Genomic DNA, 22838 nt, shown 5'->3' with positions numbered 1-22838 from the left:
GCGCGAGGCGCTGCCGCGGCCGACTAAAGTTCTAGCCCTGACGTTGCTTTCCGCTGGAACCTTCTGCGCGGCACGCTCGTTTGTGCTCAAACGACCCAAGCGGTCACGATCCATCCGGGGGCCTGTCCGAGGGAGACGCTCCCATGCCAATTTCTGGCCAAGCACCCAATCAAACACCTGGTCAAACCAGCCAAACGTTTGGCCCCGACTCCAACCAGCTCACGCCAGCCGAGCATCAGCTCCAGCTGCGCCGCGCGGTGATCGCATCCACGGTCGGCACCGCGATCGAATGGTACGACTTCTTCCTCTACAGCACCGTCACCGGCCTGGTATTCGCAAAGCTGTTCTTTCCGCATTCCGATCATTGGGTCGGCACGCTGGAAGCGTTCGCGATCTATGCGGTCGGCTTCGTCGCGCGCCCGATCGGTGCTGCGATCTTCGGGCACTATGGCGACCGCATCGGCCGCAAGTCGACGCTGATTGCGACGCTGCTGCTGATGGGTCTTGCGACCGCGGCAGTCGCGTTGGTGCCAACCTATTCCAGCATCGGCATCTGGGGCGCGGTGATCCTCACAGTGCTGCGCTTCATCCAGGGTGTCGGCGTAGGCGGCGAGTGGGGCGGCTCGGTGCTGATGTCGATGGAATGGGCGCGCAACGATCACTCGCGCGGCCTGGTCGCGTCATGGCCGCAATTCGGCGTGCCCTGCGGGCTGTTCCTCGCCAATCTTGCCGTGCTGGCATTCAGTCAGATGTCGGGTGATCAGTTCCTGGCATGGGGCTGGCGTGTTCCGTTCGCGCTCAGCATCATTCTGGTCGGCGTCGGCCTCTACATCCGGCTCGGCATTCTCGAAACGCCGGTGTTCACCAGGCTGCTGGCGGAGCGCAAGGTCGACCGCACGCCGATGCTGACGGTGATCCGCGACCATCCGAAGGAGATATTGCTGTCCGCCTTTGCGCGCATGGCCGAGCAGGCGCCGTTCTACATCTTCACCGCCTTCGTGTTCTCCTACGGTATCGGCACGCTGCACGTATCGCGCGACCTGTTGTTGACGGCGGTCCTCGCGGCCTCGGTGCTGTCGTTCGTGTCGATCCCGGTGTTCGGGCACCTGTCCGACCAGATCGGCCGCAAGAACATGTACATGATCGGCGCAGCGGCGACCGGCATCTTTGGCTTCATCTATTTCGCGATGCTCAATACCGGATCGGTGCCGATCATCTTCCTGGCGATCATCCTGTCGCTCGTTCCGCACGACATGCTGTACGGTCCGCAGGCCGCCCTGATCGCCGAGAGCTTTACCGGCCGGCTGCGCTACAGCGGAGCTTCGCTCGGCTACCAGCTCGCCTCCGTGATCGCCGGCGGTCCGGCGCCGCTGATCGCGGCATGGCTGTTCGGCACCTATCATTCGTCGACTGCGATCGCGGTCTATATCGCGATTTGCGCCGTCATCACGCTGATCGCGACCGCGCTGATGACCGACTACACCGGCAAGGACATCAATGCCGCGGCTGCGCACCAGCGGCCGGTTTGAACGAGCAAGGGAGAAGCAGATGATGAAATGGCGAAACGAATCGGCACTCGATCTCTACAACCTCGCCGCGGCGATCTTCCTGCTCGCCGCACCATGGCTGTTCGCGCACGCCAACCTGACGGCGTCGATCGATCTCAGGATCAGCGGTGCAGCGATCGCGATGATGTCGCTGGCGGCGATCGTCGCGTTTTCGGTCTGGGAGGAATGGATCAATCTGCTGGTCGGCTGCTGGCTGATCGTCTCGCCCTGGCTGCTCGGCTTCGCGCACACCCGCGCCATGCATTTCAGCATCATTGCGGGTGCGGTGGTCGCGTTCATGGCATTGCTCGAGCTGTGGCTCGAGTACGAGAAGACGCATCTCGGCCCGGCCGCGCAGGGCGCGGCAAGGCATTAGGACTCGCCACGCACGGGGTGCCTCGCGGTTCGGTGATCGCGCGTGATGAAATATCCATGCACGACGGCGGTCTTGTTCGCAGGAGCCGAGCTTGGTCGGCTTCACCCATCGCGCGGAGAAACCCAATGACCAAATTGACCCTCGTGACCGTTGCCCTGGTCGCGGCAGCTGCGTATTCGGCGCAGGCGTCCGCCGCCGGCACCAATGCCGCGGCGCGACGCGCCCATGCGTCGGCGACCACAGCGGTCAGCAGCAAGACCACCGATTGCGTGCGCGCGCCGAACGTCGGATCGTTCGCAACGGCTCCGTTCACCGAGCCGCCCTGCATGCCCGGCACGATGCGCTGACCTCGCGCAACAAAAAGCCCCGGACCTAAGGTCCGGGGCTCTTGGCCTCATCCATCGAAGCCAGTTCTATTCCGGCTTGCCGATCGTCACGGCGAGCTTGCCGACACCGTCGACGCCGCATTCGATCTTGTCGCCCGGTTGCAACTGCGAGACGCCAGCTGGCGTACCGGTCATGATGATGTCGCCGGCGGCGAGCTTCACCTGCTGCGAGAGCTGCCAGATGATCTCCGGCACGTTCCAGATCAGTTCGGTGAGGTCACCCTTCTGGGCTTCCTTGCCGTTGACGGTGAGCCAGATCTTGCCCGCCGTCGGGTGGCCGATCTTCGAGGCCGGCTGGATCGCGGAGCAGGGCGCGGAATAGTCGAACGACTTGCCGACCTCCCAGGGCCGCTCCTTCTTGCGCGAGGCGATCTGCAGGTCGCGGCGGGTCAGGTCGATGCCGACGGCATAGCCGTAGACGTGATCGAGCGCCTTGTCGGCGGGAATGTTCAGCCCGCCGCTCTTCATCGCCACCACCAGTTCGACCTCGTGGTGCAGGTCCTTGGTCAGCGGCGGATAGGGGATCGTCGCGCCATCGGGCACCAGCATGTCGGCGTGCTTGCCGAAGAAGAACGGCGGCGCGCGCTCGTCATTGCCCATCTCCCTGATGTGCTCGAGATAGTTGCGCCCGACGCACCAGATGCGACGCACCGGATAGGTGCCGGTTTCGCCGACGACGGGGAGCGAAGGCTGCGGGGGAAGCGGAATGACGGTGGAGGTGGCGTTCATGAACGGATCCCGGAGGGTTGAAGAAGGGCGCGCCGGCCGTATTACGCGGTTACGACGTTTGGGGCTAGTGGCTGCGCCAGCAGGCGGAGATGTGAAGGTAACTTTTCGCTGAGCCTCCGGGGTCCGGTTGCACGGTCGCGATCAGGCGCAAAGTGATGGCCCGCAACGTTCTGTGCATGTTGCGCGCAGGACCGGCCCCGCACGGATGAGACCTGGCGGTGCGCCGATCAATGACACGCTTGAACGCTGAACCAGGGCATTTCCAGCGCACCGCGCCGGACGAGGACACAGGCCATCTTGTTCACCTCCAGCTCATGATAGACATCAGACGGTACGTTGATGTCGCCGGTTTCGTGCAGTGGTCCCCACGGAGCAAGCTTGAGGTGATAAGATGTCCGCTTGCCGTGGTAGATATGCTTGTCAAGGATTCTGCTCTGAAACACGGTTGCAGGCGAATTGTCGAGCAGAGCGTTTGCCTCGCCGATCGTGCCAAACGCGTAGATCGCGGTGCACAATCCGACCAGAAGCGGCTTCAACGGCTGCTGGCGCAGATCGCGATTGCAGATCATGAGAGCTACGGTGGACAGCGCCATGCCGAGGACGGCAGCTCCGATCAGCGGGAGCCAACTGACCATGTAGTTGTCGAACAGCATGCGCGCCATGATCGCGAGCGCGGGAAACACGGCGACCATTCCCAGGTTGGCGCGGGCGTCGTTGGTCCCAGGACCGACATGGAAGAGTTCCCGTGACAACAACGTCAATGCAATAGCCAAGGCCGGAAGCACCGCGAGGCTCACGATCACCAGTGGATGCGGAAATGGAACGACGATGGACCACAGGCCGAGGACAATCGCCGTGAACTTCAACCCGGCCGCGGTTTTCTTGGCCAGGGCGAGTTTACGCAGGCGTTCGTCGCAGGTCGCTCCTAGCGCGACATTCGCAGCAATAGCGGCGGTCGATTCTCGCAAGCCTTCAGCGTCCAGATCTCGCAAGCCCGAAAGCCAGACGAAAAATGCCGTATCTGGATCTAGCAGGTGGCAAGGAAGGCAAATGCTCTTAAGCTCAGCGCGCGAAGGCACAACGACGGTCCACCTTTGGACGATCTTGCGTCCCGCAATCTCGTCGCGGCGGAGACGACGGCTGCTCACCCAATTCGATGTCTCGATCATGTCATCAGTGACGGTTACGCGCCAGCCGGTGAAATAAACCATAATCGAAACTGACAAGGCGGCGGTCGCGACTCCCAACAACCAGATAGCCGTCAAGCCCTCGATCGGTAAATCTCCCGGCTGGGTCAACGCCGCGTAGCAGATGACCAATCCGCCGAACAACATCGCCAAGCTGGAAAGCGGGAGAAATATTCGCCAGAGCAGTTGCAGCCGATAGGTTCTTGCGGGAGCGACGGCGTTTTTCAGTCCCGTTTCGTCGGCCGCATTCATGATACGCCCTTCAAAATGTCAGCGGCGAGCTCTGATGAACGTCAAAAGAAAACACGAACGTCGAGTAAGATTTATGACTCGGCTGCGAGGGCAAGCACTGGGCCCGAGGCGCCAAACTCGCGATGTTGCAGGCGGAAGAACGAGGCGTAACGGCCGCCGCGGCGCAACAGCTCATCGTGGCGTCCGCGCTCGACGATCTCGCCGCCCTCGACCACCAGGATCGCATCGGCGTGCATGATGGTGTGCAGGCGGTGCGCGATCACGATCGTGGTGCGGCCCTGGCAGAGATGCTCGATCGCCTCCTGCACCTGCTTCTCGGACTCCGAGTCAAGCGCGGCGGTGGCCTCGTCGAGCAGGATGATCGGCGCGTTCTTGATCAGCGCGCGGGCCACCGCGATGCGCTGGCGCTGGCCGCCGGAGAGCTGGGTGCCGTGCTCGCCGACCGGCGTGTCGTAGCCGAGCGGGAAGCTCATGATGAAGTCGTGGGCGCAGGCGGCCTTGGCGGCCTCGACGATCTCGGCCTCGGTGGCACCCTGCTTGCCGAAGGCGATGTTGGCGCGGATGCTGTCGCGGAACAGATAGACGTCCTGGCCGACATAGGCGGTCTGCTGCCGCAGCGACCTGCGCGAGACCTGCGAGATCGACTGGTCGTCGATCAGGATCTCGCCCTCTTGCGTCTCGTAGAACCGCAGCAGCAAGGCGAGCACCGTCGACTTGCCGCCGCCGGACGGGCCGACCAGCGCGGTCACCTTGCCGGGCTCGGCCGTGAAGCTCATCCGGTTCAGCACCGGCTCGCCGGGGCGATAGCCGAAGCTGACATCGCGCAGCTCGATCCGCGCATCGGTGAGTTTTAGCGCCGGCTTGTCGTCGTCGGTCTGCTCGCTGGCCGGGCTGTCGACCACTTCGAGCAGCATGCGCGCGCCGACCAGCTGGCTGTTGAGGTCGATGTTGAGCCGCGCCAGCCGCTTGGCCGGCTCGGTCGCCATCAGGAAGGCAGTCAGGAAGGTGAAGAACTGACCCGGCGTGGAGCCGAGCGCCACCACGCTGTAGCCGCCATAGAGCAGGCAGCCGGCGACCGCGAAGCCGCCGAGCATCTCCATCAGCGGGTTGGAGCGGTTGGCGACGCGCGCCATCTTGTTGGCATTGTTCTCGACGGTCGCGATGTGCTCGTCGATCCGCTGCTGCATGGCGTCTTCCAGCGTGAACGCCTTCACGGTGCGGATGCCCTGCAACGATTCCTGCATCGTCTCCATGATGTCGGCGGTGCCGGTGAACTGGTTGTAGGCGAGGCCCTTGATCCGCTTCACCAGCTTGCGCAGCATCAGCATCGCCGGCGGCACCGCCACCAGTCCGATGAACGACATCAGCGGATCCTGCCACACCATCACGGCGAGCATGCTGATCAGCATCAGGAAGTCGCGACCGATCGCATTCACCAGCATGTTGAGCACGTCGGTGATCGACTTGGCGCCGGCGGTGAGCCGCGCCAGGAACTCCGACGAGTGCCGCTGCGAGAAGAAGCCGATGCTCTCGCTCATCAGCTTGGCGAACAATTGCCGCTGATTGCTGGCGAGAATGGCGTTCGAGATCTTGTTCAGGATCACCATGTGGCCGTAGGTCGCCACGCCCTTGATGAACAGCAGCACCACCGTGATGCCGGCGAACATCGCGATGCCGGGGATATTCTTGTCGACATAGGCCTGGTTGATCACCTGGCCGAGGACATAGGTGGCGCCGGCGGTCGAGCCGGCCGCGATCGCCATCAGGCCGAACGCCATCAGATAGCGTCGCCAATAGGTAATCCCTTGTTCCATGACCAGGCGGCGGATCAGGATCGCCGCGCCATAGGGATCGTCGGTAATTTTCTTTGGAAACTGAGCCATCCGCGTTCCATTGACGGCGGGCAGCGCCGGCCGTCAGGGTTGCGGACCTCCTTGCCCGCTTGGCGGGGCTTTTTCAAGCACAATAACGGCTTGATAACGGCTTGATTTTTAGGCCGATTCTGCCTGTCGCGGAGCGCCGCCGCGCTCCCGGAACAGCTTTTCCTCCCAGGCCAGCGCATGGCTCGCGATGGTCTCGAGATCATCATACCGCGGCGTCCAGTCGAGCAGCGACCGGATCCGCCCCGTGTCGGCCACCATGGTCATGATGTCGCCGGGCCGGCGCCCGGCATAGGCGACCGCGAAATTGCGCATCGAGACCCGGCGCACCGCTTCGATGGTCTCGAGCACGGAATAGCCGCGGCCGTAGCCGCAATTCATCGTCACCGATTGCCCGCCGCCGCGCAGATAGGCCAGCGCCGAGCGGTGCGCCTCGACGAGGTCGCTGACATGGATGAAGTCGCGCACGCAGCTACCGTCATGGGTCGGATAGTCGGTGCCGAACACGTCGATCTTGGCGCGCTGGCCGGTCGCGGCCTCGACCGCGATCTTGAGCAGATGGGTGGCGCCGATGGTGGCGAGGCCGACGCGGCCCTTCGGGTCGGCGCCGGCGACGTTGAAGTAGCGCAGCACGACGTAGCTCATGCCATGGGCGGAGGCGACGTCGTGCAGCATGATCTCGGTCATCAGCTTCGACGAGCCGTAGGGCGACAGCGGCCGCGTCGGCGCGATCTCCGGCACCGGCACCTGGTCCGGATTGCCGTAGACCGCCGCGGTCGAGGAGAAGATGAAGCGGCTGACGCCGCGCTTCACCGCCGCATTGAGCAGGCTGCGCGTCGTCATGGTGTTGTTGCGGTAGTAGCCGAGCGGATCGCGCATCGAGTCCGGCACCACCACGGAGCCGGCGAAATGGATGATGCTATCGATGCCATGTTGTGCGATCACGCCCTCGACGAGGTTCTCGTCGCCGGCATCGCCGATGAACAGCGGCACGCCTTCGGGCAGGAACGCGGAGAAACCGGTGGAGAGATTATCGATCACGACGACGCTCTCGCCGGCATCGACCAGCGCATGGACCATGTGACTTCCGATATAGCCGGCACCGCCGGTCACGAGCACGGTCATCGATCAAGCTCTCCCGATATCTTTAACCGGCGATGCTAACGGCAGTGCGGTGAAGAGGGGGTTTCGCGGCGGCCGAACTGGCCACTATGCTTAATGTTGCGTATAGGAACTGGCGCGAAACGGAGACTTGCGTGCCGATCGAGAACACACCTGCCGGCGAGCTCGAGCTCATCGTGCCCAACCTGCACCGCCGCTATTCGGGTGTCACCGCGACCAACCGCATGGTCGCGCCGAAGCTCGCAAGCATGTTCCGCGCGGCATGGCTCGGTTCGCATCGGCCCGACGGCATCGATGCGATGGGCCTTGGCGATCTCTTGCGGCTGTGGCGACGCGCGCGTCCCGTGATCTGGCACGCGCGGCGCAATGACGAGATGATCGCGGGGCTTATACTGCGCGCGCTCGGCTGGCCGTTGAAACTGCTGTTCACCTCGGCCGCGCAGCGTCATCACACCTGGCTGACGCGCTGGCTGATCCGCAACATGGATGCGGTCATCGCCACCAGCCCGCTGTCGGCCTCATATCTGAAGCGTGAAGCTACCGTGGTGATGCATGGCGTCGACACCGACCGCTATACGCCGCCGGCCGATCGCGCGGCGGCGTTTGCCGAGAGCGGATTGCCGGGCCGCTATGCGATCGGCTGCTTCGGACGGGTGCGCGCGCAAAAGGGCAGCGACGTGTTCGTCGAGGCGATGTGCAGATTGCTGCCGCGCTATCCCGATTTCACCGCCGTCATCGTCGGCGCCGTTGTGCCGGAGCAACTTGCTTTCGCCGGCGAGTTGAAGCGGAAGATCGAGGCCGCCGGCCTGCAATCGCGTATCATCATCACGGGCGAATTGCCGATCGAGGATGTCGTGCGCTGGTATCCGCGGCTGACCATCTACGCCTTCACCTCGCGCAATGAAGGCTTTGGCCTGACCTTGATCGAGGCGATGTCGGCCGGTGCGGCGCTGGTGGCGGCACGCGCCGGTGCCGCTGAATTCGTCGTCGAGGACGGCGTCACCGGCGTGCTGACGCCGCCTGGCGACGCCGACGCGCTGGCGGCCGCGCTCGAGCCGTTGATGCGCGATCCGGCCGCGGCGGCGGCGATGGGAGCGCGAGCGCGCCAACGAGTTGTGGATAAGTTCAGCCTCGATGCGGAAGCCGGCGCGATCGCCGGGGTCTATCGCATGTTGATCTGAGCCAGCACGCGCTGCGCGATCCCCACGACCTCCTCGGCCGCGATGTCGCGCATGCAGCGGTGGTCGTTCATGGTGCAGACCGTGCGCTGGCACGGTTGGCACGACAGCGTGCTCTTCGTTTGCCGCACCGTCGCGGCGAGCGGGTTGAGGGGGCCCAGAGATAAGGGTCGGTCGGGCCGAAGATGCCCATTGTCGGGGTGCCGATCGCGGCGGCGATGTGCATCAGCCCGGAATCGTTGGCGATCGCGACGCTGGCCGCGGCCATCGCCAGCGCGCCGTTGCGCAAATCGGTGCCGGTGAGATCGCGCACCCGCGGCCCGCCGATTGCGGCGATCTGCTCCGCCAGTGCCTTCTCGCCGGGGCCACCGACCACCCAGACATCGAAGCCGCGCTCGGCAAACAGCCGCGCGGCTTCCGGATAATAGGTCCAGCGCTTCGAGGCGCCGACCGAGCCGGGGCCCAGGGCGATGGCGGGGCCGGTGCCGAGGCCGTTGGCCTGCCGCCACCGCGCGATCTCGTCGGCGGGAACCCGAAGCTGAGGCACCGGCCATTCGGGCGGCCGGGCCGCGCCGTCCGGCAGCGCCAGGACGGCGTTCTTGTCGATGAAGCGCGGCAGCTGCTTTTCGCCCCATCGCATCGCGTTGATCAGGCCGAACCGGACCTCGCCGAAGAAGCCGACCCGCTCGGGGATCCCCGCCAGCGCCGGTGCAAGGGCGGACTTCCAGGTCCGTGGCAGCACCAGCGCGGTGGCGTAGTTCCGGGTGCGAAGCTCGGCCGCCAGCGCCTGCTGCCGGCGCAAGGCCAGCCGGCTGCGCGGCAGGTCGAACACGACCGCGGACCGGACCCCCGGCATATAATCGACCAAAGGGGCGCAAATGCTGGAGGTCAGAAGGTCGACCGGCCGGTTCGGCCAGCGCTTGCGCAACACCCGGACCACGGTCTGACCGCGCACGAAATCGCCGATCCAGACATAGGGTACGATCAGGATCGGTCGGCTATCCTGCGCATCCTCGGTTTCGATATCTGATATTGAATCAATATTCATTTCTAAATAGCCAGGACCGGGTCGGACCCGGCCAAGTCGGTAACCGGTTCGCGATGTGAGGTAAAGCCGTCGTTGCCTGTGGCGCGGGAGTGGGGCAAAGCTGGCGGCTGCAAAGGAATCTGGCGGGATTTCATAATGTTTCTGGTAACCGGGGGTGCCGGTTTTATCGGATCGAACGTCGTGGCTGCGTTGAACGACGCCGGCCGCAGCGATGTTGCGGTCTGCGACGTGCTTGGTCATGACGGCAAATGGCGGAACCTGGCCAAGCGTCAGCTTGCCGATCTGGTTCCCCCGGCCGAGCTCGGCGACTGGATCAAGGGGCGGCGGCTCGACGCCGTCATCCATCTCGGCGCCATCTCGGAGACCACGGCAACCGACGGCGATCTGGTGATCGAGACCAATTTCCGTCTCTCGATGCGGCTGCTCGACTGGTGCACCGCGAACGGGACGCCGTTCATCTATGCCTCCTCGGCCGCGACCTATGGTGACGGCGAGCAGGGCTTTGCCGACGATGGCTCGGTCGAGGCGTTGAAGCAGTTGCGGCCGATGAACCTGTACGGCTGGAGCAAGAACCTGTTCGACCTCGCGGTCGCCGAGCGGGTGGCGAAGGGCGAACGGCTGCCGCCGCAATGGGCGGGACTGAAATTCTTCAACGTGTTCGGCCCGAATGAATATCACAAGGGCCCGATGATGAGCGTGCTGGCGCGCCGTTTCGACGACATCAAATCGGGCCGCGTGGTGCAGCTGTTCAAGTCGCATCGCGAGGGCATCGCCGATGGCGATCAGCGCCGCGACTTCATCTATGTCGATGACGTCGTGCGGGTGATCATCTGGCTGATCGCAACCCCGCAGGTCTCCGGGCTGTTCAATGTCGGCACCGGCAAGGCACGCAGCTTCAAGGACCTGATCGTCTCGGCCTATGGCGCGCTCGGCCGCGAGCCGAACATCGAATATGTCGACATGCCCGAGCAGATTCGCGGCAGCTACCAGTATTTCACCCAGAGCGTCGTCGATCGTCTCGGCCGCGCCGGGTACAATGGCGGCTTCACCCGCCTGGAAGACGCAGTCGGGGCCTACGTGAAGGGTTTTCTCGATCGCTCCGATCGCTATCGTTGAAGCTGAGTACGGTGATTGATGTTCGATTTTGAAGCGATCTCGCGTGCGATGTCCGGCCAGACCGTGCTCTGCGTCGGCGACCTGATGCTCGACGAGTTCGTCTATGGCGAGGTGTCGCGGATCTCGCCGGAGGCGCCGGCGCCGGTGATCGCGGTCAGGCGCAGCGAGACCAATATCGGCGGCGCCGGCAACGTCGCGCGCAACATCGCCTCGCTCGGCGGCCGCTGCATCTTCGTCGGCCTGATCGGCGAGGATGCCGCCGGCACGGTGTTGTCGGAGGCGCTCGCGAATGAGCCCGGTATCGAGGCCCTGTTGGTGCGTGACGCCGCGCGTCCGACCACGCGCAAGGTGCGGTTCGTCTCCGAACAATTCTCCACCCACATGCTGCGCTCCGATTGGGAACTCGCCGCGCCGGCGGGGCCGGCCATCGAACAGCAGCTGATCGACACCATCCTGCCGTGTCTGGCGCATGCCGACATCGTGCTGTTGTCCGACTACGCCAAGGGCGTGCTCACCGCGCGGGTGATCCGCAACGTGATCGATGCAGCGCGGCAGGCGGGGAAGCGCGTGATCGTCGATCCCAAGAGTGCCAACCTCGCGATCTATCGCGGTGCGAGCGTGCTGACGCCGAATCGCAAGGAGTTCGCCGAGGCGACCCGCAGTCGCGCCGACAGCCTGGACAGCATCGCGCAGGCCGCGCCCGATGCGATGTATCTCGCGGATTGCGAGGCGATGCTGGTGACGCAGGGCGAGCGCGGCATGACGCTGGTGACGCGCGGCGGCGATTCGATCCACGTGCCGGCGCTGCCGGTCAAGGTGCGCGACGTCTCCGGCGCCGGCGATACGGTAGCGGCCGCGCTGGCGCTGGCGCTGTCGGGTGGCGCCGACTGGGAAGGCGCGCTGCGGATCGCGAGCGCGGCGGCGGCGGTTGCCGTCGGCAAGACCGGAACCGCGATCGTCAAGTCAGACGAATTGCGGCGCAGGATCCTGCCGCATGCTTCGCTCGCGGCCGAGGACAAGATCGTCCCGGCCGGCGGCGATATCGATGCCTATCTCGATGAATGGCGCCGGCAGGATCTGCGCATCGGCTTCACCAATGGCTGTTTCGACATCCTGCATCCCGGCCACGTCAAGGTGCTGACGGCCGCGCGCGGCGCCTGCGACCGCCTGATCGTGGGGTTGAACAGCGACGCCTCGGTGAAGCGGCTGAAGGGCGAGGGGCGTCCGGTGCAGAACGAACGCGCCCGTGCCGAAGTGCTGGCGGCGCTGGAAGCCGTCGACCTCGTGGCAATCTTCGAGGAGGACACCCCGATCAATCTGATCACCAAGGTGCGGCCGAGCGTGCTGGTGAAGGGCGGTGACTATACCCGCGCGCAGGTGGTCGGCCACGAGATCGTCGAGGCCGCCGGCGGCGAGGTCGTGCTGGTTGACATCCTGCCCGGCCACAGCACGACGTCGCTGGTTGCCCGGGCGCGCGAGGGCAAGGCGTGAGCGCGAGCATGGCATCCTCGGCGTCCGCCCCGGCCTGCCCGGTCTGGTGGCGCGATCCAGTGCGCTGGCGCACCGGGACCGATGTGGTCGCGGTGCTGATTGCGCTGTCGTTGCCGTGGTCGACCTCGCTGGTCGGCATCTTCGGCGTGGTGCTGCTGATCGCGATCGCGCCTACCGTCGACCTGAAGGCGTTCTGGGCGCTGCTGAAGCGGCCGATCTGCGTCGCGCCGATCGCGTTGTTCTGCCTCGCGCTCGTCGGCACGCTCTGGTCGGACGCTGCCTGGGGTGCCCGATTCTACGCGGTCGGGCCGACCGCAAAGCTCCTGGTGCTGCCGGTCCTGCTCTATCATTTTCAGCGGTCAACCCGCGGCACCGCGGTGTTCATCGCCTTCCTGGTGTCGTGCACGCTCTTGATGCTGATGTCCTGGCTGGTGTTTGCCTATCCGCACCTCGCGCTCAGGGCGCCTGCGCCCGGCGAGCAGGGCGTTTTCGTCAAGAACTACATCGACCAGAGCCAGGAATTCACCCTCTGCGCGGTCGCGCTGGCCTATCCGATCGTCATGTTGCTGCGGGCGAGACGCATCTGGCCGGCCATATTGCTGATCGTGATTGCGCTCAGCCTGTTCGCCAACATGGCGCTGGTGGTGGTGTCGCGGACGGCCCTGGTCACGGTTCCGATTATGTTCGCGGTGTTTGCGCTGCTCCATTTGCGCTGGCGCAGCATCGTGCTGATCATTTGTGCCGCCGCCACGCTATCCGTGGTGGCGTGGTATGCCTCGCCGCAATTTCGCTGGACCGCCGAGTCGTTCCAGCGCGACTACAAGCTCTATATGGAACGCAACGAGCCGACGTCGCTCGGTTTGCGGCTCGAATTCTGGCGGAAGTCGCTCGGCTTCTTTGCCGAAGCCCCGCTCATCGGCCATGGCACCGGCGCGACCCGCGGCCTGTTCGAGCGCGTCGCGACCGGTGGCGTGACCCAGGCGTCCGGCGAGGTGATCGGAAACCCGCACAATCAAACGTTGAACGTCGCCGTGCAGTGGGGCATTGTGGGTGTTGCGATCCTGTACGCCATGTGGGTCCTGCACCTCCTGCTGTTCCGAGGCGGGGGTTTCGTCAACTGGATCGGACTTCTCGTCGTGGTACAGAATATTTTCAGCTCGCTGTTTAATTCACACATCTTCGATTTTCACGAAGGCTGGATGTATGTGCTTGGCGTCGGGGTTGCGGGTGGCATGGCGTTGAACGAGCGATTGGGGGGCGATATGGAACCCGAACCTCCGATCCGTCCATGATCGCTGGCAAGGGCTGTGCAGATACGCTATCAGCCTGCCAATGTCTCGTCGCGAACTCCCAGCTGCCGGTAACCCGTCCGTTAGATGACGCGTCTTTCACAATTCACTCTGCGTAATTTCCTGATTCTGGTGCATGACGCGCTCGCGACGACGTTTGCGTTGCTGGCGAGCTTTTACCTGCGTTTCGAGGGGAGCCTCCTTACCGACCGATTGCCGCATTTGCTGCGCATCCTGCCCTGGTTCGTGCTGTTCAGCATTGTGGTGAGCTATTTCTCCAACCTGACCACCGCGAAATGGCGCTTCACCTCGCTGCCGGATGCCGTGAACATCCTGCGGGTCGCGGCGGTGCTGACGCTGGCACTCGTGGTGCTGGACTACGTCTATTTCTTCACGGGAGCGAATTCGCCAAGCCCGGTGTTCCTCGGCCGGGTCACGATCATCCTGTTCTTCTTCCTGGAAGTGTTCGCGCTGAGCGCGTTGCGGCTGGGCTATCGTTACTTCCGCTACTCGCGCACGCGCCTTCACGCCCGGTCCGACAACGCCGCGCCGGCGCTGCTGATCGGACGCACCGCCGACGCCGAAGTGGTGCTGCGCGGCATCGAGAACGGCGCCATCAAGCGGCTCTGGCCGGTCGGCGTGCTCTCGCCGTCGGTCGCGGACCGCGGCCAGATGATCCGCAACATTCCGGTGGTCGGCGGGGTCGACGACATCGAGACGGTGATTCGCGACTTCGAGAGCCGGCAGAAGCCGATCAAGCGCGTGATCATGACACCCTCCGCATTCGAGCCGGAGGCGCATCCGGAGAGCGTGCTGATGCGCGCCAAGCGGTTGGGTCTGATCGTCAGCCGGCTGCCATCGCTGGAGAGCGGCGATGCGCCGCGGCTCACCAATGTCGCGGTCGAGGACCTGCTGCTGCGTCCGAGCCAGAAGATCGACTACGCCCGGCTCGAGGCGCTGGTGAAAGGCAAATCGGTGATCGTGACCGGCGGCGGCGGCTCCATCGGCGCGGAAATCTGCGACCGGGTCGCGACCTTCGGTGCGGCGCGCCTGCTGGTGGTGGAGAACTCGGAGCCTGCGCTCTATGCCGTCACCGAGGCGCTGTCCGCGCGCGACACCGGCGCCGTCATCGAGGGCCGGATCGCCGACATCAGGGATCGCGAGCGAATCACGCGGCTGATGAGCGAGTTCAAGCCCGACATCGTGTTCCATGCCGCCGCGCTCAAGCATGTGCCGATCCTGGAGCGTGACTGGAGCGAGGGGGTCAAGACCAACATCTTCGGATCGGTGAACGTGGCCGACGCCGCGCGTGCCGCGGGCGCCAGCGCGATGGTGATGATCTCGACCGACAAGGCGATCGAGCCGGTCTCGATGCTGGGCCTGACCAAGCGCTTTGCCGAGATGTACTGCCAGGCGCTGGACCATGACCTGATGACCGAGGCCAAGGGCAACGCGCACATGCGGCTGATCTCGGTGCGGTTCGGCAATGTGCTGGCCTCCAACGGATCCGTGGTGCCGAAGTTCAAGGCCCAGATCGAGGCCGGCGGACCGATCACGGTGACCCATCCGGACATGGTCCGCTACTTCATGACGATCCGCGAGGCTTGCGATCTCGTGATCACGGCGGCGACGCATGCGGTGACGCCGGCGCGGCCCGACGTCTCGGTCTACGTGCTGAACATGGGCCAGCCGGTCAAGATCGTCGATCTCGCCGAGCGGATGATCCGGCTGTCGGGCCTGCAACCCGGTGTCGACGTCGAGATCGTGTTCAGCGGCATCCGTCCCGGCGAGCGGCTGAACGAGATCCTGTTCGCAAGCCAGGAGCCGACGCTCGAAATCGGCGTCGCCGGCGTGATGGCGGCCAAGCCGAACCAGCCTCCGATGTCGACGCTGCGCAAGTGGCTGGCGGCGCTCGAGGATGCGATCGCGAGGGATGACCGCGTGACCATCCGCGCCGTGCTTCAGGACGCCGTGCCCGAGTTCGGATCGAATGCCGCCTGATAGCGCCGTCCTGCGCGCGATGCGGCAGGATCATTTCGAAAGCCATTGATGCGTCATTCTCGAAAAGTCGTGGTCGTCAGCCAGCACTATCCGCCGGACCACAGCACGACTGCGGCGATCATGGCCGCGATCGCCGAACGGATCGCGCAGGAGGCGGACGTGATGGTGGTCTCGGGCATGCCGGGCTCGGCAAGGGCGCCGTCGCCCGGGCAGCCAGTGGTCGTCGAGATCAGGAACTGGTTGCCGGGAAAGGCGGCGCTGCTCAAGCGCGCGCTGGCCGAGGCGCTGTTCACCGGTCGGATCTTCCTTGCGCTGTTGTCGCGGTTGCAGCGGGGCGACGTGGCACTGACCGTGACCGCGCCGTTCGCGCTTCCCTATGCGGTTGCGGCCGCGGCCAAGTTGAAGGGCGCAAAGTCGGCGCTGATCATGCACGACCTGTTTCCCGATGTGCTGGTGATGGCCGGGCTGTTGCGGCCTTCCTCGCTGGTTGCGCGGGCGATGCGCGGGATCAACGCGCTGATGTTCCGGGCCCTGAATGCGGTCATCGTCATCGGCCGGGACGCCGAGAAGCTGTTGCTGCGGTATGGCGGAATGACGCCGGACAAGATCAGGTTCATTCCGAACTGGGCCTCGCTCACCCCCGCCAACCGCCCCGTCGACCCGGACAATCCGTTTCGTAAGGCCATCGCCGCCCGCTTCGTGGTCGGACTGTCGGGCAATCTGGGCTTCACCCACGATCCGGACATTGTTTTCCATGCAGCCCGCCTGTTGCGCAACGAGAGCGACATCCATTTCCTGCTTTCAGGGTGGGGGATGGGCTTCGCGCGGCTGAAGGAGATGCAGGCCGCGGACCAACTGGCCAATGTGACGCTGGTCGAACGCGTCGCGGATGACAAGCTCGATGCGCTGCTGTCCAGTGCCGACGTCTGGCTCATTCCCTATCGCAAGAACGTTGCCGGCGTCTCGGTGCCAAGCCGGTTCTACAACCTGCTCGCGGCCGGCCGACCCGTCATCCTGGTCTCCGAGCCCGAGGCCGAAGCCGCGCTGACCGTCAGCGAGAATCGCCTCGGATGGGTCGTCACACCTGAACGGCCCGATCAACTCGCCGATGCCATCAGGTTGGCGTCACGCTCGCAGGACACCGCGATGGCCGAGCGCGCCGTCGCGGCCGCGCGGACCTTCAGTCCGGAGCGGGCGCTCGCGAGCTACGCCGCGCTGGTGCGGGATCTGCTATCCAGTCAGGATGTGGAGCGGACAGCATGAATGACGGTGGCCGGAAGGTTCTGGTGACGGGGGCCAGCGGCTTCGTCGGCCGCCACGTGGTGCCCGTGCTGGCGCGCAGCGGCTGGCAGGTGCGTCGCGCGGTGCGAACCCCGCCGCGAGACGCAAACGACGTCACGATCGGTTCACTCAGTCCGACCACCGATTGGCGGGCCGCACTCGATGGCGTGGATGCCGTTGTCCATCTTGCGGCGCGCGTACACCAGCAGTCCGACGAACAGGCGATTGAACTCTACCGCAACGTCAATATCGAGGGCACGCTGAATCTGGCGCGCGCCGCGGCCGCCGCGGGCGTTCGCGATTTCATCTTCGTCAGCACGATCCTGGTGCATGGACGCAGCAACTACGGGCGTCCGCCGTTTCGAGAAGACGATCTGCTTACTCCCCGTGGCCTCTACGGCAACTCGAAGGCGGCCGCAGAGGTCGGCCTGAAGGGAATTGTGCCCGGCAGCAACATGCGGGTGACCGTGATCAGGCCGCCGTTGATCTACGGCGCCGGCGCAAAGGGAAACTTCGCCTTGCTGAAGCGTGCGGTGATCAATCGCGTGCCGCTTCCGCTGGCCGATGTAGGGAACCGCCGTGCGTTCCTGTCGGCGGAAAACCTGGCGTCGTTCATCCTGCATCGGTTGTCGCATCCGGGAAATGAATTCGAGGTGTTTCTGGTGGCTGACCGCGAGCAGGTCTCGACGCGGGAATTCGTCGAGCGTCTCGCCCGCGCGGCGGAAACCTCGCCGCGCCTGTTCTGGCTGCCGCTGCCGCTCTTGAAGGTGTCGCTCGCGATCGGCGGTCGCAAGGAAGCCTATGACAGCCTGTTCACCTCGCTCGAACTCGACCTTTCCAAGATCGCGAGCACGGGATGGCAACAGCCGATCAGCCTCGACGATGGGCTGAGGCGCGCGCTGCGCAAGACGGATGGCTGATCCGAGGCGATCAGCGCGGCCGTGAGAACCGGCGCAACTGCCAGGCAACGGCGAGCGCCCCGGCAAGCAGCAGGACGGCATCCGCGGCAAGCGAATTGATGACGACCGAGGCGAATGCGAGCAGCGCCAGCACGACGTTGAGCGCGAACACCTCGCCGACGACGCGCCACACCGTGAACCCGTTGTCTGTCGCGCGCTGATAGAAGTGCGTGCGATGCGCGGCCCAGAACGGCTCGCGACGCGCGATGCGCCGGAACAGCGTGACCGTGGCGTCCGCCAGATAGTAGAGCGGCAGCAGCAGCGCGGCCGCGAATTGCTGGCGCAACGCGAGTTCGAGCAGACACCAGCCGAGCAGCAGGCCGATCGGCAGGCTGCCGACATCGCCGAGGAATATTCTCGCCACCGGCCGGTTGAACGGCGCGAAGCCGAGCATCGCTCCGCACAGGGCTGCCGCGACCAGCGCGGGCGCCGCCGGGATGTAGCCGGCGCCGCCGAGCAGGGCGACCGCCACCGTGACCGGGATCGCCTCGGCCACCGTCATCAGGTCGAGCCCGTCCATGAAGTTGACGAGGTTCACGAACCACAGGCCGGCGATCACCAATAGGCCGCGTTCGAACCAGGCCGGACAGGCCGGAACGAGCCTGAGATCGCCCGGCACCGAGAGCACCACGGCCGCGACGGCGGCGGCCTGTAGCAGCAGCCGAGGAACGACGGGCAGGGAGCGGACGTCGTCGGCGAAACCCACCACCGCGATGAACAGGCAGGCCGCGAACACGATGAACGGAATCGTCAGGTCCGGCGATCCCGCCAGCATGATGACGATCCCGCCCGCGAGCAGTGTGGCGATCGTGACCGCGATTCCAGCGCCCTGTGGCGTCGGGGTGCGATGCGACGAGCGCGCATTCGGCTTCGCCAGCGCCACGCGCAGCAGCAGCGGCCGCGTCAGCAGGATCAGGACGGCCGAGATCGATGCGGCGAGCACCACGGCGATCAGCGACAGGAGGGTCTCGAAACTATTCATCGGTCCGGCTACTGCGATCCCGGGACTCGCGATGGCGATCCCGGGACTTCGATCGGCTCGGCGCCCTTGGCGGCTTTTTCAGGGCTCAGGATCCAGACCAGGCCGCCGAACACCCCGACCACGAACGACACCGCGCCGAACAGCAGCGAGATGTTGACGCCCTCATTGGCGATCAATCCGGCATAGCCGAACGCCAGCGCCATGGTGGCTTCGCGTACGCCCCAGCCCGCGATCGAGATCGGCATCATCGTGATCAGCATCACCGGCGGCAACAACTGAAAGATCTGGCCGAAGGTGACCGGAGCCGTGATCGACTTCACCACGCACCAGCCGATCACGACGGTGACGACGTGAATGGCGATCGAGAGGGTCGCGACCCGCAATCCGTGCTCGCGGCTGAACAACACCCGGTTGGCGATCACGGCGCAGGCGTGGACGTGATGCGTCGCCCACCACTGCTTCAGCCACGGCCAGGGCAACGCGCCGATCAGCAGGAAACCAAATCCGGCCGCAAGCGCGGCGAGGTCGAGCAGCAGCAACGCCATCCAGCCGTGGGTATCGGAGATCAGCCGGTAGCTCCACGGCAAGGCGGCGGCGATGACGACGGCCAGGGCGATCAGTCCGATCGCGCGGTCGACGAAGATCGAATAGGTGGCCGCGCGCCAGCCCGCGCCGGCCCGTGCGACCAGCCAGAGCCGCACCGCGTCGCCGCCGATCGAGGACGGCAGGGTCTGGTTGAAGAAGGTGCCGATCACGTTGTAGCGCATCGCCTGCCCGGTCCCGAGCGGCGCGCCGCACTCAGCGCTGATCTCCCGCCAGCGCAGCACCCCGAGGAAGATCTGCAAGAATGTGACCGCGATCGCGAGGCCGAGCCAGCCCAGGCTCTCGACCTGGATGCGGGAGGCGAGGTCATACAGATTGACCTTGCGCAGCGAGAAATAGAGCAGCGCACCCGAGATCAGGAGCTTGGCGGTCGAAAGCAGGATTCGGCGCATTTCCGTTCGCGCTGCCAGGTGTCAGATTGTGTCAAAAAAAGCGCAAAACGCTTTCGCGCGCCCAAATTCGCCGCCTTGGTATGGTTTCCGCACCGATCTGGCAATACCCGTACTGGTCCCTATTGCGGCAGGTGCGAAGGGGCGGTTAAAGAGGCCGTAACGGGGGACGGCCAGCCACTCACCGGCGGTTTACAATACCGGTAAGATCCGACCAGGCGCGTGGGGGCGCGTGATACTGCTCGGATCGTGCTTCCCAGGTAACAGGGCTGTCGGCCGCGGTGGCCCGGGGCCAATTTGGTGTGTCGTCTGCGACAGGACTTGAGGCATCGATGGATCGACGAATTATTCCCCTGATCATGTGCGGCGGCGCAGGCACGAGGCTCTGGCCGGCGTCACGCGAGGTGCACCCGAAGCAGTTCCTCTCGCTGTTCGGGGCCCGCTCGACCTTCCAGGAGACGTTGCTGCGGGTGTCCGATGCGGGCCTGTTCGAGCGGCCGATCGTGATCACCAATGAGGCGTATCGCTTCATGGTGCTGGAGCAATTGGCCGAGATCGGCCGCGAGGCCGACGTGTTGCTGGAACCGATGCGCCGCGACTCCGGACCCGCGATCGCGGCCGGCGCCGTGTTCGCGCAAAGCCGCGACAGTGACGCGATCGTGCTGGCGCTCGCCGCCGACCATCTGGTGCGGGATACCCAGGCCTTCGTCGCCGCATGCCGCGGCGGATTGGTGGCGGCGGAAGCCGGCCGCATCGTGACCTTCGGCGTCAAGCCGGAGCGGCCCGCCACCGAATACGGCTACATCAGTCCGGGCGACGTGGTCGCCGGCGAGGTGCGGGCGGTGGCGAAATTCGTCGAGAAGCCGGATGCCGCGACGGCAGCCGGCTACATCGATGCCGGCTATCTCTGGAACAGCGGCAACTTCATGTTCCGCGCCGGCGTGCTGCTCGATGAGTACCGCAATGTCGATGCCGACAGCGTGGCCTCGGTGGAGCAGTCGGTCGCGTCGGCGGCGCGCGATCTCGGCTTCGTCAAGCTCGATGCCGCGGCCTTCGCTGCGGCAAAGGCGATCTCGATCGACTACGCGGTGATGGAGAAGACCTCCCATGCGGCGGTGGTGCCGGTGGCGTGCGGCTGGTCCGACATCGGCTCGTGGCGCCAGGTCTGGGAGCTCTCCGACAAGGACAGCCTCGGCAACGCGGCGCGCGGCACGGCGGTGTTCGAGGACAGCCGCAATTGCAACGTCGCGACCGACCGCGCGCTGGTGGCGCTCGAAGGCGTCGACGACCTCGTCGTGGTCGCGACCCAGGACGCCGTGCTGGTGTCGCGCCAGAAGGATGCCAACGGGCTGAAGCGGCTGGTCGCGAAACTGAAGGTGACGGCACCCGAGGTGACCGAGAGCCACATCAAGGTGCATCGTCCCTGGGGCTCCTATCAGTCGGTCGACAATGGCGACCGCCATCAGGTCAAGCGCATCATCGTCAAGCCGGGCGGGCGGCTGTCGCTGCAGAAGCATCACCACCGCTCCGAGCACTGGATCGTGGTGCGCGGCACCGCGCAGGTCACCGTCAACGAGCTGATCAAGACGGTGCACGAGAATGAATCGATCTACATCCCGATCGGCGCCGTGCACCGGCTGGAGAACCCGGGCAAGATTCAGCTCGAGCTGATCGAGGTGCAGACCGGCAGCTATTTCGGCGAAGACGACATCATCCGCATCGAGGACGATTATCAGCGCACCTGAGGGTTGCGCTGGTTCCTGCGCCGATCATGCGGCGCGGGACGATGTAACTCTTTGAATCAAAACGTGTCCGGATTTCGTCGTTGGCATTCGCCACATTTGTGACGTCGTGCTATAGCGGCTGCCAACGAAGCGGGGTCGTGATTTGCGCCGAAGCGCCTGATCGGACGAGAGCCGTGGTGTTGATTCGCTCGGAGCCGGGGTGGCTCCCAGAGAAGCCGGGACAACCGCCAGAACGTTACTTGGGGTCTACGAAATGAATGCAAAAGTGTCCGCAGCGGGCGCGAATGCCGATACCGGCCGCGCATTGCGTGTCGGCGTGATCGGCGCCGGCGTGATGGGCAGCAACCATGCCCGCGTGCTGGCCGGACTGCCCGGTGTCGCGCTGGTCGGCATCGTCGATCCGCTCCCCGAACACCGTTCGCGCGCCGTCGGCCTGGTCGGCTGCCGCGCCTTCGAAGACCTCGATCAGCTGCTCGCCGAAGGCGTCGATGCGGTGACGATCGCAGCGCCCACCCACCTGCATCACGAAATCGCGCTCGCCTGCATCGCGCGCAACATCCATATCCTGGTCGAGAAGCCGGTCGCCTCCACCGTCGAGGAGGGACGCGAGATCGTCGCCGCCGCGGACAAGGCCGGCGTCACGCTGATGGTCGGCCATGTCGAGCGCTTCAATCCGGCGGTCGCCGCGATCAAGCAGGCGATCTCGGGCGAGGACATCCTGTCGATCGGCATCACCCGGGTCGGCCCGTTCCCGCCGCGGATGTCCAATGTCGGCGTCGTGATCGACCTCGCGGTGCACGACATCGACCTGATCCGCTGGTTCACCGAGTCCGACATCGTCGAGGTGCAGCCGCAGCTCTCCAGCGCGGTCGCCGAGCGCGAGGATATCGCGCTGCTCCAGTTCCGCACCGCCTCCGGCGTGCTCGCCCACATCAACACCAACTGGCTGACGCCGTTCAAGGCGCGCAACGTCACGGTCGCGACCCGCGGCAAATATGTGATGGGCGACCTGCTGACGCGCCAGGTCACCGAATGCTTCGGCTTCAAGCCGGACGGCAGCTATTCGATGCGTCACCTGCCGGTCGGTCATGACGAACCGCTGCGCGCCGAGCTGATCGCTTTCCTCGATGCCGTGCGTAGCGGCAAGCTGCCGGCGGTGTCCGGCGACGAGGGCGTCGCGAGCCTCGAGATCGCGATCCGCTGCCTGGAATCGCCCGCGAGGCCCGCCGCCTCGACGATCCGCAAGGGGCCGCGCCGCGTCGCCGGCTGATCCTTCA

General features: G+C 65.2%; 18 protein-coding genes and 1 pseudogene. 12 read left to right on the top strand and 7 right to left on the bottom strand.

Annotation, left to right across the window (positions count from 1 at the left end; genetic code table 11):
• Positions 1-143 precede the first annotated feature (143 nt).
• From CWS35_RS31585 to CWS35_RS31575, 3 genes are all read left to right on the top strand, one after another.
• On the top strand, positions 144-1529 hold the full coding sequence (locus CWS35_RS31585) for an MFS transporter (protein ID WP_244442345.1): 1386 nt from the start codon (positions 144-146) through the stop codon (positions 1527-1529).
• A gap of 19 nt (positions 1530-1548) precedes the next feature.
• A complete protein-coding gene (locus tag CWS35_RS31580) occupies positions 1549-1923 on the top strand; it encodes an SPW repeat protein (RefSeq protein ID WP_245438750.1) in 375 nt (124 codons plus the stop codon).
• A 125-nt stretch (positions 1924-2048) separates the two neighbouring features.
• Positions 2049-2270, top strand: a complete 222-nt coding sequence (locus tag CWS35_RS31575; RefSeq protein ID WP_100955309.1) for a hypothetical protein — start codon at positions 2049-2051, stop codon at positions 2268-2270.
• A gap of 66 nt (positions 2271-2336) precedes the next feature.
• Here the strand turns inward: CWS35_RS31575 and CWS35_RS31570 are convergent, their stop codons facing one another.
• The 4 genes from CWS35_RS31570 to galE all read right to left on the bottom strand — a co-directional run bounded on the left by CWS35_RS31570 (position 2337) and on the right by galE (position 7482).
• Positions 2337-3038, bottom strand: coding sequence for a fumarylacetoacetate hydrolase family protein (locus CWS35_RS31570; protein WP_024585068.1), 702 nt, complete (start codon positions 3036-3038; stop codon positions 2337-2339).
• Positions 3039-3265: 227 nt separating this feature from the next.
• On the bottom strand, positions 3266-4477 hold the full coding sequence (locus tag CWS35_RS31565; RefSeq protein WP_100955308.1) for a hypothetical protein: 1212 nt from the start codon (positions 4475-4477) through the stop codon (positions 3266-3268).
• 71 nt (positions 4478-4548) lie between these two features.
• Positions 4549-6360, bottom strand: coding sequence for an ABC transporter ATP-binding protein (locus CWS35_RS31560; RefSeq protein WP_024585066.1), 1812 nt, complete (start codon positions 6358-6360; stop codon positions 4549-4551).
• Between the two features lie 108 nt (positions 6361-6468).
• Positions 6469-7482, bottom strand: a complete 1014-nt coding sequence (galE, locus tag CWS35_RS31555) for a UDP-glucose 4-epimerase GalE (protein WP_024585065.1) — start codon at positions 7480-7482, stop codon at positions 6469-6471.
• A 137-nt stretch (positions 7483-7619) separates the two neighbouring features.
• On the opposite strand from galE, the gene CWS35_RS31550 reads away from it, so the two are divergent.
• Positions 7620-8660 (top strand): glycosyltransferase family 4 protein, encoded by a 1041-nt coding sequence (locus CWS35_RS31550; protein WP_100956831.1) that lies wholly within the window; start codon positions 7620-7622, stop codon positions 8658-8660.
• Here CWS35_RS31550 and waaF read toward each other — a convergent pair.
• Positions 8642-9705, bottom strand: a pseudogene (waaF, locus tag CWS35_RS31545) (lipopolysaccharide heptosyltransferase II). The gene CWS35_RS31550 and the pseudogene waaF overlap by 19 nt on opposite strands.
• 135 nt (positions 9706-9840) lie before the next feature.
• Here waaF and rfaD point away from each other — a divergent pair.
• The 6 genes from rfaD (at position 9841) to CWS35_RS31515 (ending at position 17803) form a co-directional block, all read left to right on the top strand.
• Complete coding sequence (rfaD, locus tag CWS35_RS31540; RefSeq protein ID WP_024585062.1) at positions 9841-10821, top strand: ADP-glyceromanno-heptose 6-epimerase; 981 nt, start codon at positions 9841-9843, stop codon at positions 10819-10821.
• 18 nt (positions 10822-10839) lie between these two features.
• The gene (rfaE1, locus tag CWS35_RS31535; protein WP_100955307.1) at positions 10840-12312 is read left to right on the top strand and encodes a D-glycero-beta-D-manno-heptose-7-phosphate kinase; all 1473 of its coding nucleotides are present in this window, start codon (positions 10840-10842) and stop codon (positions 12310-12312) included.
• Between the two features lie 8 nt (positions 12313-12320).
• A complete protein-coding gene (locus CWS35_RS31530; RefSeq protein ID WP_024585060.1) occupies positions 12321-13604 on the top strand; it encodes an O-antigen ligase in 1284 nt (427 codons plus the stop codon).
• Positions 13605-13688: 84 nt separating this feature from the next.
• Positions 13689-15602: a nucleoside-diphosphate sugar epimerase/dehydratase gene (locus tag CWS35_RS31525; RefSeq protein ID WP_100955306.1), complete on the top strand. Its 1914-nt coding sequence runs from the start codon at positions 13689-13691 to the stop codon at positions 15600-15602.
• Between the two features lie 48 nt (positions 15603-15650).
• Positions 15651-16865 (top strand): glycosyltransferase family 4 protein, encoded by a 1215-nt coding sequence (locus tag CWS35_RS31520; RefSeq protein ID WP_100955305.1) that lies wholly within the window; start codon positions 15651-15653, stop codon positions 16863-16865.
• Entirely contained in the window at positions 16862-17803 is a 942-nt protein-coding gene (locus CWS35_RS31515) for an NAD-dependent epimerase/dehydratase family protein (protein WP_100955304.1), read from the top strand. The genes CWS35_RS31520 and CWS35_RS31515 overlap by 4 nt, the downstream gene beginning before the upstream one ends.
• 10 nt (positions 17804-17813) lie before the next feature.
• Here CWS35_RS31515 and CWS35_RS31510 read toward each other — a convergent pair whose 3' ends face one another.
• The gene (locus CWS35_RS31510; protein ID WP_029880259.1) at positions 17814-18824 is read right to left on the bottom strand and encodes a glycosyl transferase; all 1011 of its coding nucleotides are present in this window, start codon (positions 18822-18824) and stop codon (positions 17814-17816) included.
• An 8-nt stretch (positions 18825-18832) separates the two neighbouring features.
• Positions 18833-19819, bottom strand: a complete 987-nt coding sequence (locus CWS35_RS31505; RefSeq protein ID WP_024585056.1) for a lysylphosphatidylglycerol synthase transmembrane domain-containing protein — start codon at positions 19817-19819, stop codon at positions 18833-18835.
• A 329-nt stretch (positions 19820-20148) separates the two neighbouring features.
• Between CWS35_RS31505 and CWS35_RS31500 the strand changes: the two genes are divergently transcribed.
• Both CWS35_RS31500 and CWS35_RS31495 read left to right on the top strand, forming a co-directional pair.
• Positions 20149-21561, top strand: a complete 1413-nt coding sequence (locus CWS35_RS31500) for a mannose-1-phosphate guanylyltransferase/mannose-6-phosphate isomerase (protein WP_024585055.1) — start codon at positions 20149-20151, stop codon at positions 21559-21561.
• 253 nt (positions 21562-21814) lie between these two features.
• Positions 21815-22831: a Gfo/Idh/MocA family protein gene (locus CWS35_RS31495; protein ID WP_024585054.1), complete on the top strand. Its 1017-nt coding sequence runs from the start codon at positions 21815-21817 to the stop codon at positions 22829-22831.
• Positions 22832-22838: the final 7 nt, after the last annotated feature.

Origin of the sequence: Bradyrhizobium sp. SK17 (genome assembly GCF_002831585.1) — a bacterium.
In the GTDB taxonomy this organism is placed as follows: domain Bacteria; phylum Pseudomonadota; class Alphaproteobacteria; order Rhizobiales; family Xanthobacteraceae; genus Bradyrhizobium.
This window is presented reverse-complemented; position numbering and strand designations above follow the sequence as displayed.

Excerpts from the sequence above, each read along its gene's own strand:
- CWS35_RS31585 (WP_244442345.1), top strand. The coding sequence starts at position 144 with ATGCCAATTTCTGGCCAAGCACCCAATCAAACACCTGGTCAAACCAGC.
- CWS35_RS31580 (WP_245438750.1), top strand. The coding sequence starts at position 1,549 with ATGATGAAATGGCGAAACGAATCGGCACTCGATCTCTACAACCTCGCC.
- CWS35_RS31575 (WP_100955309.1), top strand. The coding sequence starts at position 2,049 with ATGACCAAATTGACCCTCGTGACCGTTGCCCTGGTCGCGGCAGCTGCG.
- CWS35_RS31570 (WP_024585068.1), bottom strand. The coding sequence starts at position 3,038 with ATGAACGCCACCTCCACCGTCATTCCGCTTCCCCCGCAGCCTTCGCTC.
- CWS35_RS31565 (WP_100955308.1), bottom strand. The coding sequence starts at position 4,477 with ATGAATGCGGCCGACGAAACGGGACTGAAAAACGCCGTCGCTCCCGCA.
- CWS35_RS31560 (WP_024585066.1), bottom strand. The coding sequence starts at position 6,360 with ATGGCTCAGTTTCCAAAGAAAATTACCGACGATCCCTATGGCGCGGCG.
- galE (WP_024585065.1), bottom strand. The coding sequence starts at position 7,482 with ATGACCGTGCTCGTGACCGGCGGTGCCGGCTATATCGGAAGTCACATG.
- rfaD (WP_024585062.1), top strand. The coding sequence starts at position 9,841 with ATGTTTCTGGTAACCGGGGGTGCCGGTTTTATCGGATCGAACGTCGTG.
- rfaE1 (WP_100955307.1), top strand. The coding sequence starts at position 10,840 with ATGTTCGATTTTGAAGCGATCTCGCGTGCGATGTCCGGCCAGACCGTG.
- CWS35_RS31530 (WP_024585060.1), top strand. The coding sequence starts at position 12,321 with ATGGCATCCTCGGCGTCCGCCCCGGCCTGCCCGGTCTGGTGGCGCGAT.
- CWS35_RS31525 (WP_100955306.1), top strand. The coding sequence starts at position 13,689 with ATGACGCGTCTTTCACAATTCACTCTGCGTAATTTCCTGATTCTGGTG.
- CWS35_RS31520 (WP_100955305.1), top strand. The coding sequence starts at position 15,651 with ATGCGTCATTCTCGAAAAGTCGTGGTCGTCAGCCAGCACTATCCGCCG.
- CWS35_RS31515 (WP_100955304.1), top strand. The coding sequence starts at position 16,862 with ATGAATGACGGTGGCCGGAAGGTTCTGGTGACGGGGGCCAGCGGCTTC.
- CWS35_RS31510 (WP_029880259.1), bottom strand. The coding sequence starts at position 18,824 with ATGAATAGTTTCGAGACCCTCCTGTCGCTGATCGCCGTGGTGCTCGCC.
- CWS35_RS31505 (WP_024585056.1), bottom strand. The coding sequence starts at position 19,819 with ATGCGCCGAATCCTGCTTTCGACCGCCAAGCTCCTGATCTCGGGTGCG.
- CWS35_RS31500 (WP_024585055.1), top strand. The coding sequence starts at position 20,149 with ATGGATCGACGAATTATTCCCCTGATCATGTGCGGCGGCGCAGGCACG.
- CWS35_RS31495 (WP_024585054.1), top strand. The coding sequence starts at position 21,815 with ATGAATGCAAAAGTGTCCGCAGCGGGCGCGAATGCCGATACCGGCCGC.